The organism is Collinsella sp. LCP21S3_C7, from assembly GCF_052118485.1.
GTDB lineage: Bacteria > Actinomycetota > Coriobacteriia > Coriobacteriales > Coriobacteriaceae > Collinsella.
Window position 1 is genome coordinate 22,732 of sequence record NZ_JBQKHC010000014.1, and the last position, 16,068, is coordinate 38,799.

Genomic DNA, 16,068 nt, shown 5'->3' on the forward strand with positions numbered 1-16,068 from the left:
GCCCTGCCATGCAAACATTTGCGGTTGGTTATTTGTCCTCGAGATAGCGCGAGAGGAACTCGCGGGTACGCTGGTGCTTGGGGTTGCCAAAGAGCTCCGCCGGCGCGGCGTCCTCGAGGACCACGCCCTTGTCCATAAAGACCACGCGATCGGACACGGTGCGGGCAAAGGCCATCTCGTGCGTGACGACGACCATGGTCATGCCGTCGGCAGCGAGCTTGCGCATGACCTCGAGCACCTCTCCCACGATCTCGGGGTCGAGTGCGGAGGTCGGCTCGTCGAACAGCATGATCTGCGGATTCATGCATAGGGCACGAGCGATGGCCACGCGCTGCTTTTGACCACCGGACAGGCGACCCACGGCGGCGTGCGCGAACTTTTCGAGTCCCACGCTCGTCAGATGCTCCAGCGCGACCTTTTCGGCCTCGGCCTTGCTCATCTTTTTGAGCGTGACGGGCGCAAGCGTGCAGTTATCGAGCACGTCCATGTTGTTAAACAGGTTGAAGCCCTGGAACACCATGCCGATGTCCTCACGCAGCTTGTTAATGTTGCAGCGCTCGGCCGTGAGGTCCTGGCCATGGAACCAGATATGGCCCGCGTCCGGGGTCTCGAGCAGGTTGAGGCAGCGCAGAAAGGTCGATTTGCCCGAACCCGAAGCGCCGATAATGGTAACGACCTCGCCGGGGTTAACGGACAGGTCGATGCCCTTGAGCACCTCGAGCGAGCCGAAGCTCTTGTGCAGGCCCTCGACGCGGATGAGCGGCTCATTGGTCTGTGCGGCGGCCGCAGCGCCGGTAGTGGCGGTATCTGCCATGATGATTCTCCTCGTCTTGAGCCTAGTTGGAGCTGGGCAGCGTGGCCGGGGCCTCGGCGCCGAGCTTTTTGCCAAAGGCCTCGAGCAGGCGGCTCGCCACGAGCGTCAGGATTAGGTAGACCACGAGTGCCACGCAGTAGACCTCCATCTGGCGGTAGTACACGCCGGCGACGGTGGTAGTGGCGTACATGAGGTCGAACACGCCGATGACAGAGAGCACCGACGAGTCCTTGATGTTGATGATGAGCTCGTTGGTGAGCGCCGGAATCGCGTTTTTAATGCCCTGGGGAAACACGACTTTACGCATAGCCTGCCACTGCGACAGACCCAGCGAGCGCGCCGCCTCGGCCTGACCGGGATCGATGGACTCGATGCCGCCGCGCAGGACCTCCATCATGTAGGCGGTGGAGTTGAGCGAGATGGTGACGAGGCCGGCGGTAAAGGTACTCCAAATCTGGTTGGCCTGGGCGGTCTCGAAGCCCATGCCGCGCAAAACGGTGAAGCCCGCGTAATAGATGAGCAGGCCCTGGACCATCATGGGCGTACCGCGCACGATGGTGGAGTAGACGGTCGTAAAGCCGCGGCCGATGCTCTTAAAGAAGCGCACCAGGTCGTTGTCCACGCGATCGAAGGTCTGAATGCGCAAAAACACAAAGAGCAGTGCCAGGAAAAAGGCGATGACGGTGCCGAAGGTGGCAAGCGCGATGGTGATCTCGATACCGCGAATGAAGAAGTCTCCGCTTTTGTAGGTCATGTAGACCAGGCTCGACAAAAAGTCGCTGGGGTTGGAATCCGAGACAATGCTCACCTGCACCAGGTCGATAAACGACATGACGCAGCGGTCGATAAAGAAAACTGCCGCGATGGTGACCGCGACGTAGCTGCCCAAGCGTGCTCCACGACGGAAACGCTCGGATGCGAACGGCGACTTTTCGCGATAGTCGCTCCAGTGCATAAGCTTGGTGACCAGCGCCGCCGTCGACACGACGAGCCACGCCCACAGGATCGCCCAAAGGCAATCTTGGAACACGCCCGTGGGGGCCAGGAAGCTCAGCGGCGTGGGGTTGCGCTGGCTAAACGCCAGTCCGAGCGCCGCGATGACGCTCGTGCCCAGGTACACATAACGATGGTCGGCTTTGATAAAGGAGACCAGACGATTGATGGCTTTCATGCTGCCTCCCTATGCCGGCTGACGGTCGAGGCACGCGTCCCACATCTGGTCGCGCTCCTCCTGGCTGACGCCCTTGAGCGTCTTGTCGATGAGCTTAAGCAGCTTGTCCGAGCCCTTGCGGCAGCCGACGTTTGCCGCGACCTCCTGCTTAAAGCCCTCGCCCTCGGCAAAATGAATGGGGACGATACCGGGATTTTGGGCCATGTAGCCCTTTTCGTTTTCGGTGTTGTACGTCACGGCGTCGCAGGTGCCCTGCAGCAGGTTCGAGAACACCGTGGGGACGGAGTCGACCGGGTTTTTGTGAACGACGCCCGGGATCTCGTCGATGACGGTATCGAGCATGGTGTCCTTTTGGCCGAGCACCGTGGCGCCGCTGAAGTCACTGAGCTTGGTGGCGTTTTGGTAGGGGGAACCCTCTTTTACGAACAGGCCGAAGTAGCCAATAAAGTACGGGTCGGAGAAGCCGACCGACTCCTCACGCTCGGGCGTGGCGCTCATACCGGCGATGATGAGGTCGATCTGGCCGTTGTTGAGCGAATCGATAAGGCCCGAGAAGCTCTGCTTGACGGCAACGGGCTCGCCACCGAGGGCCTTGCAGACGATCTTGGCGATCTGTACGTCGTAGCCATCGGCATAGGCGCCTTGTACGTTGTCGATGGGGATGGTGTACTCACTGGCTTCGGAAACCTGCCAGTTGTACGGGGCGTAGGCCGCCTCCATGCCGATGCGGATCTTATCCTTGCCGATCACGGAATCGGACAGGTCGTCGCGACCGCCGCCCGTCGTGGGCTGAACCACCTTGAGCGTGGACGGGCGCTGACAGCCGGCGAGCGCGCCGGCGACGACGGAAGCGCTCGCGGCAAGAGCGCTACCCAAGAAGATGCGACGGCTGCACACCGGCTGTGGACGCACGTCGCGCTGATGGGGAGAATGCATAATCTGCCTTCCCTGTTGAATCGTATGCTGATGACTTAACAGGATACCGCTCAGCGTTACCTCCAGCAGATGCATATATACAAATTAACAAACTGAAAACGATTGGCAGCCGTTGGGGACGTTCTTAAACGACCAGTCAAACAAGTAGTCATCGGGGACAGTCGTTGGGGACGTCGATGATTCGGCAATGCCAGCGAGCGCCACCCAGAGCGAACAAGTTGGCATGAAAAAGGCAAGGCATAGACCTTCTGGTCATGCCTTGCCTTTTGAATGACAAATTGTCGCTCTGGGTGGCGCGCAGCGTCGACCGGTCCGCCGTTCGTTAGAGCGGCGGAACCTCTAGAGCAGCGTAACCTCGAAGGCGCGCTTGTCGGTGGCGCCGGGAGCCAAGGTGATGGTGTTTACCTTGTGCTCGAAGACGTCGTCCTCGGTGTCCATGGTGGTATGTCCGGTCCAAGGCTCGAGCGCCACGAACGGGGCGTCGTTGGCGGCAGACCACACGCCAATGTACTTAAAGCCCTCAAAGTCAATCTTGACGCCGTGACCCGACTTGCGACCGCGCAGCGTGAGCGTGGAGCCCGGGGTATCGGTGAACATAATGGCGTCGTTGTCGAAGCTACGGTGTGTGATGGGCAGCACGTCCGAGTTATCGGGAGCCTTGTAGCTTCCCTCGAACGTCATAAGGCCATCGGGCGTGATGATGGGGGCCTCGTTAGTCCAAGCCTCGGTAAACGCCAGCTCGTAATCCTCGAACGCCTCGTCCTCGGCACCGGGAACGGGCACGTTAAATGCGGGGTGGCCGCCCACCGAAAACGGCAGGTCCACGTCGCCGGTGTTGGTGACGGCAAAGGTCTGCGTAAGAGTGGCGTCGCCAGTCAGGGCATAGGTCATGTTGAGCTTAAAGTGGAACGGGAAGGCCTTGAGCGACTCGGGCGTATCGGTGATCTCGTAGGTAACGGACGAACCGTCCTCCGACACCTCGACCAGCTTGTGCTCCACGATACGCGCGATGCCGTGGCGCGTCATCTCGCAGCTGCCGGCCGCAGACGTCGCCGTGTTGTTGCGCAGCGAGCCCACAATGGGGAACAGGATGGGCGCATGCTTGCCCCAAAAAGCGGGATCGCCCTGCCACAGATACTCGTTGCCGTTGAGGGCAAGGCTCGTGAGCTGGGCACCCATGGAATCGATGGCCGCGGTGAGGCCGCCGCGCCTGATGGTAGTGACGGTAGACATGCTACTTCCTCCAAAAGTAAACAATAGTGTCGAGGACTATTGTCCCACTCTTGGCGGCGGGACGGGACGGCAGGCGATTATTGAGTAGCCATAGCGGAAATGGACGGCGAGCGCCTACTGGGTATCCACGTAAAGGTCAAACCCGCCCTGCGAGGTGGTGTCGACCGTATCGGGCGCCCGCGAGTTAAAGCTCGCGGGAACCATTCTTTTCGAGGCACGAAAACGCGTGCCGTCGGTGGCGACAGGTGGCTCATCGACCGTAAGTTCGTAGTCGCCGGGCTTGAGCTCGATACCGTCACCTTCGGAATTGACGTATTGGTGCTCGTCGATCGCTTGTCCCTTGAGCGTACGGCCCACGATATGGATGAGCATCTGGCTGTCGCCGCGCGCGGTATCCCACGTCGCGCCGTCCTTGACCTCGACCGACACATGCACCGAGCGCGTACGGTTGAGCGATTGTTCGACGGAGATCTCGACCTTGGCGGCGTCTTGGCGCTGCTGCTCAACATGGCTCCAAACGCTGCCGATTGCCGAGCAGGCGATAACGCCGGCCATGAAGGCGATGAGGATGGGGCCGAGCGGAGAGCGCCGGCCCGCGCCTTCCTCGCGAGCCAGATCGGGGCGATGCGTGGGCGCAGGCGCCTGAGCGCCTTGCGCGGGCACGTCGAGAATGCTGAAGGATGCCGTGCTGTCGGGGTCGATAGTGTGACGCGGCTGTGGGGTCCTTGCCGGCGAGATGGACATGTCGGCCGGCTCACCCAGTGTGGCCGTGGCGTCGGCCTTTGCCTCGTCGGCCTCAGCCTGGGCCCAGGCCTGTTCAAAGGTTAGGGGTTCGGCCGAGTCGGAAGCGGCGTCCGTCTTGACGGTGTCGTCGCCGCTCTCGTCCTCGTCGCTCGACACGTCATGCGGCGCGGGCTCGTCCCACTCCTCGTCCGGAACCTCGCCCTCGCTATACCACCATTCAAAGTTATCGATATCCATACGGGGCGCCCCTTAGGCCTCGCAAATAAACACTTGCTAGCCTTATACCCCCAGACGGCACGAGGGCTCGCACGGAATGCGAAAAGGACTGCTCCTTTGTCGCATCGAAACGGATCTGTTTACGTTTAGCCGCGGGTAATCTTATTTCTCAACAAGAAGTCGACTGCCCCCACGATTCTGATGCCATCGATGTCCGTTGGATGGTCGCCATCCCTGACAATCAGGATCTTCTCATACGAATCAGGAATTTTTCCTAGCGTGCTTAGCTTGAGCGGTCGCAGCTCGCGTTCCCTCGTCGCCTCGGCATCGATCCGTTCGGTAACCTGGATATATTTGCGGTCTGATCCCTCGCCGATTGCGACAAAGTCGATTTCCCCCGCGCGTAGATGGCCGCAAAACACTTCGTATCCTTCAAAGACAAGCTGGTTGTAGATGACGTTCTCGAGCATCCTTCCGCTATCGCTACCTCTATATCCGTCAAGATAGCTGCGAATTCCCGTATCAGCTATGTAATATTTACCGCCTGTCTTAAGAAGCTCCCGCCCCTTGATGTCATACCTTTTTACTTTGGTAAACAGGTACGTCTCTTCCAGAGCGTCAATATATGCCGACACCGTCGATGCGTTGGTCTTACCGCCCGCTGATTCGTTGAGCGTCCCTACGATTTTGTTGACCGAGGTTTGGTTGGAGATGTTGTCTGCCAGATACGCACAGAGCCGCTCGAGAACATCGCGCTTGGTGATAGCTCCGCGACCCCTACGCGTCACACGCGACAGGATATCGCGCGCGACGATCGTCTGGTAGAGGCTACGGATATAGTCGCGACACAGCTCACGTCTCGGCTCATCATGGGCCAGAAACGGCATGCCGCCATAGGTTATGTACTGCTCAAGCACGGTATTTGAATTAAGGCGATCGCCCGTCTTGGAAACAAGTTCGACCCTCTCACCAAGCCCTTCAGCGGCGACCGCATCAATCGAGCGAAAATCAAGATATTCGCCAAACGTGAGAGGCTGCATCTTGACCTCGACATATCGGCCCGAAATAAGCGTTGCGAGCTCGCTCGATAGCAAAAAGGCATTGGAGCCCGTGACATAGATATCGCACGGCAAATCCACTCGGAGCGAGTTGACCGCCTTTTCCCAACCTTCGACATTCTGGAGCTCGTCAAAGAACAGGTAGGGATGATCGATGCCGTCGATGCGCTCCCGAACCATACGATAAAACGTCAGATAATCCGTAATTCCCGCGTACTCTAGAGATTCCATCTTAAAGGTCAGCAAACGCTCGGCTGGCACCCCCTGTTGCGCCAGATAGTCCCTCATCATGTCCAATAACGTTGATTTGCCACAACGGCGTATGCCCGTCACGATTTTGATGAGGTCGGTATCCTGAAAAGCAATGAGTCGATCAAGATAACGGCTTCGGCGAACGATATCCATAGAGTCTCCCTAGCGCCCGACCAGACATGAAATCTTATAAACTTGCATTTTTTGCAAGTTTATAAGATGTTACCTTAGAAACTTGAAGAATTTGCAAGTTTCTAAGGTATGGATGTGACAAACGGACTGTCCCTTTGTCACATCGCGAGGGCAGCGCGAATGGAGGGGGCCTCGAGGGCCTCGCGGAGCCAAGGAGCCAGCTGCTCGGGGTGACCCTGCAGGTAGCCGTCGAGCTCGGACGGGGCCACGCGGCGCACCTCCGAGATCTCCTCTTGGTTGATATGCAGCTCGCCCGGCTCAACATGGGCAAGGTAGACCTCACACCATTCGCACTCGCAGCGACCGTCGCCGTGGTCCTCGCGGTACACCACGTGTCCGAGGTGCTCGAGCTGATCGGGCTCGCGCGTAATGCCAAGCTCTTCGTTAATGCGGCGCGCCGTGGCGGCCGCGACGTCTTCCCCGGGAAGCGGATGGCCGGCGCAGCTATCGGCCAGCACCCCGCCCCACAGGCGCTTGAGCGGACTGCGGCGACAGAGCAGCAGGCGCGCGTCTTCGCCCCGGCCCTCTACCAGAAGCGTCAGAAATGCCTGATGCAGAATACCCTCGCCGGCATGGGCCTCGATGCGGCCGGGCTCGGGACGCGGAATGGCCTGTGCCGTGGCGCCCAGGTGCGCGAACTCCGGCGAGCAGGCGTACACCGCCATACCTCGCGGCGTCACCGTCAGCTGGGCCATGAGCGCAAACTTGCCCTCGCCCACTGCAATCTTTGTCGTGTGCACACCCATGGGATCCCCTGTCGCCCGCGATGTACCTGAGACCATCTTCGCCTGTATTGCGACTATACAGGCAAGCGCAGCCTGCGACAAAGGGACTTCCTCTTTGTCACATGAGCTTGGCGCTGCTCATGTACCTGTTCTCGGTGTCATGCATCACGCACTTGCTTTTCTCGAAATTCTCTCTCGAAACTAGCCGACTACCCTATCTACACCGTGCAAAAAGAAATCCGCTTGGGCAGCATGGACCTCGACAGTCGATTAATGTTCTATTACGTTTTCGAATTGATATTTGAGCGCTACTTCAAACTGGCTAAGAAATAAAACTCTGTATGCGCCCGGCTTCGACTCTTTAGCAGCCTTCTATATGAAAGGTATCGCCCTATGCAACGCGTACTGTTTATCTGTCATGGGAACATCTGCCGCTCGACGATGGCCGAGTCGGTGTTTACCGAGCTGGTGCGCCGCGCTGGGCGCGAGGTGGAGTTTGTCATCGATTCCGCCGCGACCTCGACCGAGGAGCTTGGCAACCCGCCACACCACGGCACCGTTGCCAAGCTGCGCGAAGTCGGGATTCCCGTCGTCGCCCACCGCGCACGCCAGGTGCGTCGCGCGGAGTATGGCGACTGGGACCACATTGTCTATATGGACGACGAGAACGCGCGTGGCCTGCGTCGCATCTTTGGCGACGACCCCGACGGCAAGATTACGCGCTTGCTCGATTGGACCGAGCGCCCCGGCGACGTGGCCGATCCCTGGTACACCGGCAATTTCGATGCCACGTACCGCGACGTGCTCGCCGGCTGCACGGCCATGCTCGAGCAGCTGTAGGCAAGCGAGGTCGCGGGCCACGCCTTCGGCGCGAAACAAGCGCGGATAATCTTCCACATGACAAATGAGCGTGGACTTTCTCCCACTTTGAGCGTTCAAGTGCGCTCTAAACGGGAGAAAATCCACGCTCATGAATGTGACAAAGGGACTAGCCCTAGACCGGCTTGACCTCCAGCTTTATCCCCTCGGCGCAGGAGTCGCCCAAAACATCCGAAAGAGCCCAGGTCGCATATAGCGGCAAATAGAGAACTGCTCCGTTGCGCTCAACGTTGCCTCTCGAGAAAACAATCCCGAGCCTTACGCCATATTCAGCCGTATCAAGCACATGACCGAGCGCTGCGTGCGCGTGGTAATAGGAGCCCGATTTAACCTCGATCGGAACAGCCGTCCCATCCGGTCCATCGACCACAAAGTCCACTTCACCGCGCTTTTTTGTCTGATAGTAGTAAAGCTGGCGATTTTGGGCAGCCAGCTGCTGGGCCACCACGTTTTCGTAAATGCCGCCCAGATTGGGCTCCTTGCTATCAAGATACGCCGCTTGGGCGACTCCAACGGGGTAGCGCGCCATCAACATGCCCGTATCCGATTGATAGAGCTTGAACTGCGATGGCCGTGCCGTCTTGAGCAGGGGCGATTTTGGCTCGGTTACGATATCGGCTTTGAGAGCAACGCCGGCATCGACAAGCCATACAAAATCTCGCTGATACTTCTCGTAGTGAGCCTTGGGGTCAATGGAATTGAGCACGAAGCGCTTGTTTTCGCCCTCGAGCATAATAGAGAGCTGATCGTAGATGCTCTGCACCTGAAGGGCTCGCCCGCTTGCATACTTGGAGATATCCCGCCGGTACTGTTCGTTGAGCTCTGACTGCAGCTGACGAACAGAGGCAAGGTCGCCCTGCGTGTCAAGGAAACGCTGCACGACCTCCGGCATTCCGCCGACAACGGTATAGGTCCTGAAGTTTGCCATCATCGCGTCATGAATGTAATCAGGAATGGGCCTCTCGCTGATACACGCGTCACGTATCGTTTGGCGAGCCCCCTCGCTCACCCCGATTGCCCAGCAAAACTCCTCAAAATCGAGCGGGAACATCCTAAGCTCGTGGACATACCCCACGGGATAGGACCTGACGCCCTTGAACTGAGTCCCGAGCATTGACCCCGAAAACGCCCAACGGCACCTCCCGTCCTCAACAAGGAACTTTGCCATCGTCATGATGTCGGGGGCCTCCTGGACCTCATCGATAAACACGAGTGTTTTGCCTGGCGCAATCGACTTTCCCGAAAGAAGCGTCACCCTGCTGATGAAATCATCGGCATCCCGCGCCTCGAGAAGAGCATCTTTTGCCTGGCGGTTTTCCATGAGGTTAAGCTCGATGTAGGTTGCATGGTTGGCTTTGCCAAATGCGCGAATCGAATAGCTTTTGCCAATCTGGCGAGAACCCGTAATGAACAAGGCCTTTTGCTCGGAAGACTTCAGCCAACGCTCCAGCTCTGCCGCTATTTTCCTGCGCAGCATAGGCTCCCCCTCAGTGTCATCAAATGAAATGCAAAGTTTTATACGCTTAATTATCGATGAAACGCAGAATTTTTAGAACCTAAAATCGGATGAAATGCAGAGTTTTGAGATTATAAGCAAAAAGAAGGGGCACCACCGGCGAATGTGGCAAATGGACTGTCCCTTTGCCACATTGCTCTCAACTACTCGTCGACGATCTCGGCAAGCCAGACGTTCAGCGTATCGACCTCGGGGCAGCAGAACTTTGCCGTGCCGGGCTCGTTGCCGGGCACAGTTCCGCCATAGCGCAGAATGTCGATATAGGGAAAGCCAACGTGACAGGCCATGGCGCACATCTTGCCGCGATCGCGGTCGAAGTCGAAGACGTCGCCCGGCTTGTGACCATGGTGGCAGCGGCACGTCCCCAGCTGGTCCACGCAGCTCACGCGGATACGCGGACGCTTGCCCCGCGGCGCACCGAGCGGCTTGTTCTCGCCCGCAGGCCTGATGCCGCCCTCGCCAGCATTACTCATGGTCAATCACATCCAAGCAGGCCTCGATGGGAAGACCGGCCGACTTGTCCTCTTGGTCGGCATTGCGCTCGATAAGCTCGGCCACCACACGCATGGCATCGGACGTCGCGCGCTGCAGACTCCAACCTGCCATAACGCGGCCGACGAGCACTGCCGAGAACGTATCGCCCGTGCCCGGGAAATAGACCGGAATGAGCTCAAAGGGAATCGTAAAGTACTCCCCCGCTACATGGTCGTAACCGATAACCGCGTTCGTGCCATTGACCACGGTGCTCGTAATGACCACCGACTTGGCACCCAGCTCGCGCACGGCGTCCACAAGGGCGCGGGCCTCTTCGGGCGTAATTTGCTCGGCAATAGGCCTATCGGCAAGCAGGCACGCCTCGGTATAGTTGGGCACCGCGTAGTCTGCGCACTCCAGCAGGTGCCGCATAAGGCCAATCGTGGACTCGGGCACGCCCGCATACAGCTTGCCGTTGTCGCCCATGATGGGGTCGACGAACACCTTGGTGCCCTTTTGCGCACGGCGGTGGCAAAAGTCCGAGATGATGCGCGTCTCTTCCTCGGTCACGATAAAGCCGGTCGAGATGGCGTCGAACTCAAAGCCGAGTTCTTCCCAGATGGCAAGACTCTGACGCACGTACTCCGTGGTGTCGTGGATGTAGAACTTGGGATAGTTAAGCGTATCGGACACAAGTGCCGTCGGCAGATTGTGGATACGGTAACCCATGTGCGACAGCACCGGCAGCATGGCGGAAAGCGCGACCTTGCCGTAGCCGCACATATCGTTGATCAGCAACAGCTGAGTGTTCTTCATGAGTGTCCCCCTTGGATCGGGCGCGGCGCAACGGCGCCACAGTGCAACTAAGTGTAGCGCAGGGGACGTTGCGAGCGGAGTCGAGCGGCACGAAGGGCAAATTGTTGCGGAAAGGTTTCGGAAACGAGGGGCTAGCTTGCTTCATTGCGGCTCATTTGCCGCCACTTATTCAGTGCCATTTCAAAACTATGCCGGATTACGGGGCTGAACCTGAATGAGCCAACCACACCCCTTATTTTCAAATCATAGCGAACCTTCTACCTGCGGTTTTCTTTTTACCAATTTCGGCATGGTCGGCAATCCGTCATTCAGCCCCGTAATCCGGCATAGTTTTTAAGTTAGTCGTTGGGGACGTTCTTAAACGACTAGTCAAACAAGAACGTCCCCAACGACTATCCCAACAAGGGCAACGCCGATGTTTTGGCGAAGTCAGCGAAAACCCGCCAGAGTGAGCAAGGTGCCTTGAAACGAGGCGGCATTGACCTTCTGGTCATGCCGCCGAAGTTGAAAGGCAGATTGCCGCTCTGGCGGGTTTGCAGCGTCGAGCCGTTACGCGGTTTGGTAAAACCGCGTAACCACTAGTTTGGTACCTTGACATTGATTTCTCACGCTCCTAAATTGGTTAGGCACAAAACAATTCCACTACCTAACTAAAGAAAGGAGCAGCACTAATTTATGTGCGATGAACCTCTTAGCCTTTGTTCGCACGAGCCCGGCGGAGACCCGTCACAGCCGGCGGATGTATCCGAAGCGGTTAGCTCAGAAGACAAGCTTGCCAAGCGCATCCTCAATAACCTGGGCTTTTGCGGCCATTACATGCATTTTCATGGCGGAGGCGTGTCCGGCAAGGCGCCCATCATCTGCCTACTGGCCAAGCAGCCCGGCGGCGAGATGTCGCAGCAGGAACTCGGCATGCACTTCGGCCTCAAGCCGGGGTCGCTTTCCGAGATCCTGTCCAAGCTCGAGCTCAACGGCCTCATTGAGCGCAGCCGTAACCCCAAGGATCGACGGCAACTCACCATTCGCCTGACCGAAACCGGCCGGGAAAACGCCCGCATCGACCAGGCGGCCCGCATCCGCTTTAGAGAACGGGCCTTTAGCGCGCTCACCCACGACGAGCGCGAGCAGCTCGCCGAAATGCTCGATAAAATCCGCAAAACCTGGGAGGAACTGGATGATTAAAACCCTCATGGGCAGCATCCGCGACTATATGAAAGTCACCGTTGCCACGCCGTTGCTCGTGCTTGGCGAGGTGCTCTGCGAGATGCTGATTCCATTTATCACCGCCAACCTGATCGACGCCATCAAAGACGGCGCCACCGTAGCCGAGATGCTTCCCACCGCGGGCTTTTTGGTGCTCATCGCGCTGACGTCGCTTGCCTTTGGCGCCGCTGCCGGCGTCACCTGCAGCCATGCGAGCTGCGGGTTCGCCAAGAACCTGCGTCACGACCTGTTCTACAAGATCCAGACGTTCAGCTTTGCCAACATCGATGAGTTCTCGACCTCCTCGCTCGTCACGCGCCTGACCACCGATATCAACAACGTGCAGCAGGCCTTTATGATGATCATCCGTATCGCCGTGCGCGCGCCGCTGGTATTGATCTTCGCCTTTACCATGGCGTTTATCATGGGCGGCAGCGTTGCCATGGTCTACCTGGTTATCATTCCGCTGCTGGGCTTTGGGCTGTTCTTTATCATCTTTAAGGTGCGCCCCATCTTCTCGCGTGTGTTCCACAAGTATGACGCCCTTAACGAGTCCGTCGAGGAAAACGTCACCGGCATGCGCGTGGTCAAGAGCTATGTGCGCGAAGACTTTGAGAAGGAGAAGTTCGCGACCGCCGCACGCGACGTCCAGATGGACTTCACCCGCGCCGAGAAGCTGCTCGCCTTTAACAACCCCATGATGAACATCTGCGTCAATGGCGCGTTTGTCGTCATCATCTACCTGGGCTCCAAGCTCATCATCACGAGCCAGGGCACGCTGTTCGACGTGGGCCAGCTCTCCTCGATCTTTACCTATGGCTTCCAGATCCTTATGAGCCTGATGCAGCTGTCGATGATCTTTGTCATGGTAACTATGGCCGACGAATCGGCGCACCGCATTACCGAGGTGCTGGCCGCCGAGCCCACGATCGCCGATCCCGCCGTGCCCGTGCGCGAGGTTGCCGACGGCTCCATCGACTTTGACCACGTGAGCTTTAAGTATTCCGCGCATGCGAAGCGCCAGGCGCTCGACGATATCGACCTGCACATTAAGAGCGGCGAGACCATCGGCATCATCGGCGGTACCGGCTCGGCCAAGTCCACGCTTGTAAACCTGATCGCCCGTCTGTACGATGTCACGGAGGGCACCGTGCGCGTCGGCGGCGTGGACGTGCGCGACTACGACCTGGACGCGCTGCGCCACCAGGTCGCCATGGTGCTGCAGAAAAACGTGCTGTTTAGCGGCACCATCGCCGAGAATCTGCGCTGGGGCGACCCGAACGCCACCGACGAGGAAGTCCGCGAGGCGGCACATCTGGCCTGCGCCGATGAGTTTGTCGACGGCTTCCCCAAGGGCTACGACACCTGGATCGAGCAGGGCGGCTCCAATGTTTCCGGCGGTCAGAAGCAGCGCCTGTGCATTGCGCGTGCCCTGCTGCGTCGCCCCAAGATCTTGATCCTGGACGACTCCACCAGCGCCGTCGACACCAAGACCGATGCCAAGATCCGCGCAGGGCTGGCAAGCTATCTGCCCAACACGACCAAGCTCATCATCGCCCAGCGCATCAGCTCCGTGCAGGACGCAGACCGCATCATCGTCATGGAGGGCGGCCGTATCGCTCAGATCGGCAACCATGACGAGCTGCTCAAGACGAGCGAGATCTACCGCGAGACCTTTACCTCGCAAAACAAGATGTCTGCCGAGGGCGAAGGGGCCGTCGAGGCCGACACCGAGGCATCCGCAACGCAAGCCCAGAACCAGGAAGGAGGCGAGGCACATGAGTAAGGCAACCACCGCCGAGCGCGCGCTCAACCGCAAGAGCGGCACCATGTCGCGCCTCATCAAGACGCTCTTTGGCTTCTACCCCGTGCTTTTGCCCCTCGTCGTCGCCGGCGTGGTGCTCTGCGCCGTCATCAACTCCATCGGCGCGACCTTCCTTCAGAGCGCCCTGCAGATTATTGGCGAATCGTGGCAGTCGGGCGATTGGGAAGCCGCACAGCCCAAGATCGCGCAGCTCGTGACCACCCTCGCCTGCATCTACGGCGTCGGCATCCTGTCCTCGCTGTTCTGGAACCGCACTATGGCCATCATCACGCAGGGCTCGTTGGAAAAGCTGCGCGAGAAGATGTTCAACCGCATGCAGGACCTACCGATCCGATACTTCGACACGCACCAGCGCGGCGACATCATGAGCCACTACACCAACGACATCGACACGCTGCGCCAGATGATCAGCCAGTCGCTGCCCAACCTGCTCATGACGACCATCGTCATCGTCACGGTGTTCTTTATCATGCTGTACTACAGCGTGTGGATGTGTCTGGTGATTATTGCCGGCGTCGCCTTTATGACCTTTATGACCAAGCTGCTCGGCTCCAACTCCGCGCGCTTCTTTATTGCGCAGCAGACCGAGCTCGGCGTGGTCGAGGGCCATATCGAGGAAGTCATGAACGGCCAGAAGGTCGTCAAGGCATTCTGCCACGAGTCTGCCGCCGAGGCCGATTTTGACGAGCGCAACGAAAAGCTCTTCGAGGTATCGCAAAAGGCCAACATGTACGCCAACATCCTCATGCCCATCCTTATGAACCTGGGCAACCTGCTCTACGTGCTGGTCGCACTGGCAGGCGGCATTTTCCTGGCGCTGGGCGTGCCCAACCTGAGCATCTCGGGCATGACGCTGTCCATCGCCGTCGTGGTGCCGTTCCTCAACATGACCAAGCAGTTCTGCGGACAGATCGGTCAGATCTCTCAGCAGATCAACGCCGTGGTCATGGGTCTCGCCGGCGCCGACCGCATCTTTGAGCTCATCGACGAGGAGCCCGAGGCCGACGAAGGCTACGTGACGCTCGTCAACGCGCAGGTCAACCCCGATACCTGGCAGCTCGAGGAGGCCGACCACCACACCGGCATGTGGGCATGGAAACACCCGCACCGTGCAACCGGCGAGATCGAGTACGTACCGCTGCGCGGCGACCTGGTCATGGACAACGTCGACTTTGGCTACACGCCCGACCACGAGGTTCTGCACGGCGTGTCCGTGTTTGCCAAGCCGGGCCAGAAGGTCGCATTTGTCGGCGCCACCGGTGCTGGCAAGACGACCATCACCAACCTCATCAACCGCTTCTATGACATCGCCGACGGCAAGATCCGCTACGACGGCATCAACGTCAACAAGATCCGCAAGGCCGATCTGCGCCGCTCGCTGGGCGTGGTGCTGCAGGACGTGAACCTGTTCACCGGCACCGTGATGGACAACATCCGCTACGGCAACCTGGATGCCACCGACGAGGAGTGCATCGCGGCGGCAAAGCTCGCCGGTGCGGACGACTTTATCACCCGACTGCCCGACGGCTACGACACCATGCTCACCGGCAACGGCGCCCAGCTGTCGCAGGGCCAGCGCCAGCTGATTTCGATCGCACGCGCTGCCGTCGCCGATCCGCCGGCAATGATTCTGGACGAGGCCACGTCGAGCATCGACACCCGCACCGAGGCCATCGTGCAAGCAGGCATGGATAAGCTCATGGAGGGCCGCACGACGTTTGTCATCGCGCACCGCCTGTCCACCGTGCGCAACGCCGACGCAATCATCTGCCTGGATCATGGCCGCATCATCGAGCGTGGCAACCACGACGAGCTGATCGCCAAGCGCGGATATTACTACCAGCTCTATACCGGGGCGTTTGAGCTGGAGTAGCTCAAAACATCCCCTACGCTCCCAACGGAGCTCCCCGAGGGAGACGGGGTGTTTACTCCGTGCTCAAACATTCTCGCTTCGCTGCGGAACCGCGCGCGGAGCAAACACCCCCGTCTCCCTCGGGGAGCTCCTGCGCACACG

14 protein-coding genes are annotated in these 16,068 nt (G+C 59.0%); 4 read left to right on the top strand and 10 right to left on the bottom strand.

Annotation, left to right across the window (positions count from 1 at the left end; genetic code table 11):
* Positions 1-28 precede the first annotated feature (28 nt).
* The 7 genes from ACTQ1E_RS06325 to ACTQ1E_RS06355 all read right to left on the bottom strand — a co-directional run bounded on the left by ACTQ1E_RS06325 (position 29) and on the right by ACTQ1E_RS06355 (position 7,362).
* Complete coding sequence (locus tag ACTQ1E_RS06325) at positions 29-814, bottom strand: amino acid ABC transporter ATP-binding protein (protein WP_154518360.1); 786 nt, start codon at positions 812-814, stop codon at positions 29-31.
* Between the two features lie 22 nt (positions 815-836).
* The gene (locus ACTQ1E_RS06330; protein WP_441565367.1) at positions 837-1,985 is read right to left on the bottom strand and encodes an amino acid ABC transporter permease; all 1,149 of its coding nucleotides are present in this window, start codon (positions 1,983-1,985) and stop codon (positions 837-839) included.
* Positions 1,986-1,994: 9 nt separating this feature from the next.
* Positions 1,995-2,921 (bottom strand): transporter substrate-binding domain-containing protein, encoded by a 927-nt coding sequence (locus ACTQ1E_RS06335; RefSeq protein WP_441016985.1) that lies wholly within the window; start codon positions 2,919-2,921, stop codon positions 1,995-1,997.
* Positions 2,922-3,260: 339 nt separating this feature from the next.
* Positions 3,261-4,154, bottom strand: coding sequence for an aldose 1-epimerase family protein (locus tag ACTQ1E_RS06340; RefSeq protein WP_441565369.1), 894 nt, complete (start codon positions 4,152-4,154; stop codon positions 3,261-3,263).
* A gap of 114 nt (positions 4,155-4,268) precedes the next feature.
* Positions 4,269-5,135 (bottom strand): hypothetical protein, encoded by an 867-nt coding sequence (locus ACTQ1E_RS06345; protein WP_441565371.1) that lies wholly within the window; start codon positions 5,133-5,135, stop codon positions 4,269-4,271.
* Positions 5,136-5,260: 125 nt separating this feature from the next.
* Positions 5,261-6,577: an ATP-binding protein gene (locus tag ACTQ1E_RS06350; RefSeq protein WP_427719709.1), complete on the bottom strand. Its 1,317-nt coding sequence runs from the start codon at positions 6,575-6,577 to the stop codon at positions 5,261-5,263.
* A gap of 137 nt (positions 6,578-6,714) precedes the next feature.
* Positions 6,715-7,362: an isopentenyl-diphosphate Delta-isomerase gene (locus ACTQ1E_RS06355; RefSeq protein WP_441063894.1), complete on the bottom strand. Its 648-nt coding sequence runs from the start codon at positions 7,360-7,362 to the stop codon at positions 6,715-6,717.
* Between the two features lie 372 nt (positions 7,363-7,734).
* Between ACTQ1E_RS06355 and ACTQ1E_RS06360 the strand changes: the two genes are divergently transcribed.
* A complete protein-coding gene (locus ACTQ1E_RS06360; protein WP_441565373.1) occupies positions 7,735-8,181 on the top strand; it encodes a low molecular weight protein-tyrosine-phosphatase in 447 nt (148 codons plus the stop codon).
* A 154-nt stretch (positions 8,182-8,335) separates the two neighbouring features.
* On the opposite strand, the gene ACTQ1E_RS06365 is transcribed toward ACTQ1E_RS06360, so the two are convergent.
* The 3 genes from ACTQ1E_RS06365 to ACTQ1E_RS06375 form a co-directional block, all read right to left on the bottom strand.
* Entirely contained in the window at positions 8,336-9,697 is a 1,362-nt protein-coding gene (locus ACTQ1E_RS06365; protein WP_441565375.1) for an ATP-binding protein, read from the bottom strand.
* A gap of 182 nt (positions 9,698-9,879) precedes the next feature.
* A complete protein-coding gene (locus ACTQ1E_RS06370; protein WP_427747806.1) occupies positions 9,880-10,209 on the bottom strand; it encodes a TIGR04076 family protein in 330 nt (109 codons plus the stop codon).
* Entirely contained in the window at positions 10,202-11,026 is an 825-nt protein-coding gene (locus ACTQ1E_RS06375) for a PfkB family carbohydrate kinase (RefSeq protein ID WP_441048922.1), read from the bottom strand. The genes ACTQ1E_RS06370 and ACTQ1E_RS06375 overlap by 8 nt, the downstream gene beginning before the upstream one ends.
* Before the next feature lie 675 nt (positions 11,027-11,701).
* Here ACTQ1E_RS06375 and ACTQ1E_RS06380 point away from each other — a divergent pair.
* From ACTQ1E_RS06380 to ACTQ1E_RS06390, 3 genes are read left to right on the top strand one after another with little or no spacing between them, the layout of a single operon-like run.
* Entirely contained in the window at positions 11,702-12,208 is a 507-nt protein-coding gene (locus ACTQ1E_RS06380) for a MarR family winged helix-turn-helix transcriptional regulator (RefSeq protein WP_154518326.1), read from the top strand.
* Complete coding sequence (locus ACTQ1E_RS06385) at positions 12,201-14,015, top strand: ABC transporter ATP-binding protein (protein WP_441565377.1); 1,815 nt, start codon at positions 12,201-12,203, stop codon at positions 14,013-14,015. The genes ACTQ1E_RS06380 and ACTQ1E_RS06385 overlap by 8 nt, the downstream gene beginning before the upstream one ends.
* Positions 14,008-15,927, top strand: a complete 1,920-nt coding sequence (locus ACTQ1E_RS06390) for an ABC transporter ATP-binding protein (RefSeq protein WP_441565379.1) — start codon at positions 14,008-14,010, stop codon at positions 15,925-15,927. The genes ACTQ1E_RS06385 and ACTQ1E_RS06390 overlap by 8 nt, the downstream gene beginning before the upstream one ends.
* The last annotated feature ends 141 nt before the right edge of the window (positions 15,928-16,068 follow it).

What these genes read in the sequence shown, in the direction of transcription:
- ACTQ1E_RS06325 (WP_154518360.1), bottom strand. Translation starts at nt 814, where the DNA reads ATGGCAGATACCGCCACTACCGGCGCTGCGGCCGCCGCACAGACCAAT.
- ACTQ1E_RS06330 (WP_441565367.1), bottom strand. Translation starts at nt 1,985, where the DNA reads ATGAAAGCCATCAATCGTCTGGTCTCCTTTATCAAAGCCGACCATCGT.
- ACTQ1E_RS06335 (WP_441016985.1), bottom strand. Translation starts at nt 2,921, where the DNA reads ATGCATTCTCCCCATCAGCGCGACGTGCGTCCACAGCCGGTGTGCAGC.
- ACTQ1E_RS06340 (WP_441565369.1), bottom strand. Translation starts at nt 4,154, where the DNA reads ATGTCTACCGTCACTACCATCAGGCGCGGCGGCCTCACCGCGGCCATC.
- ACTQ1E_RS06345 (WP_441565371.1), bottom strand. Translation starts at nt 5,135, where the DNA reads ATGGATATCGATAACTTTGAATGGTGGTATAGCGAGGGCGAGGTTCCG.
- ACTQ1E_RS06350 (WP_427719709.1), bottom strand. Translation starts at nt 6,577, where the DNA reads ATGGATATCGTTCGCCGAAGCCGTTATCTTGATCGACTCATTGCTTTT.
- ACTQ1E_RS06355 (WP_441063894.1), bottom strand. Translation starts at nt 7,362, where the DNA reads ATGGGTGTGCACACGACAAAGATTGCAGTGGGCGAGGGCAAGTTTGCG.
- ACTQ1E_RS06360 (WP_441565373.1), top strand. Translation starts at nt 7,735, where the DNA reads ATGCAACGCGTACTGTTTATCTGTCATGGGAACATCTGCCGCTCGACG.
- ACTQ1E_RS06365 (WP_441565375.1), bottom strand. Translation starts at nt 9,697, where the DNA reads ATGCTGCGCAGGAAAATAGCGGCAGAGCTGGAGCGTTGGCTGAAGTCT.
- ACTQ1E_RS06370 (WP_427747806.1), bottom strand. Translation starts at nt 10,209, where the DNA reads ATGAGTAATGCTGGCGAGGGCGGCATCAGGCCTGCGGGCGAGAACAAG.
- ACTQ1E_RS06375 (WP_441048922.1), bottom strand. Translation starts at nt 11,026, where the DNA reads ATGAAGAACACTCAGCTGTTGCTGATCAACGATATGTGCGGCTACGGC.
- ACTQ1E_RS06380 (WP_154518326.1), top strand. Translation starts at nt 11,702, where the DNA reads ATGTGCGATGAACCTCTTAGCCTTTGTTCGCACGAGCCCGGCGGAGAC.
- ACTQ1E_RS06385 (WP_441565377.1), top strand. Translation starts at nt 12,201, where the DNA reads ATGATTAAAACCCTCATGGGCAGCATCCGCGACTATATGAAAGTCACC.
- ACTQ1E_RS06390 (WP_441565379.1), top strand. Translation starts at nt 14,008, where the DNA reads ATGAGTAAGGCAACCACCGCCGAGCGCGCGCTCAACCGCAAGAGCGGC.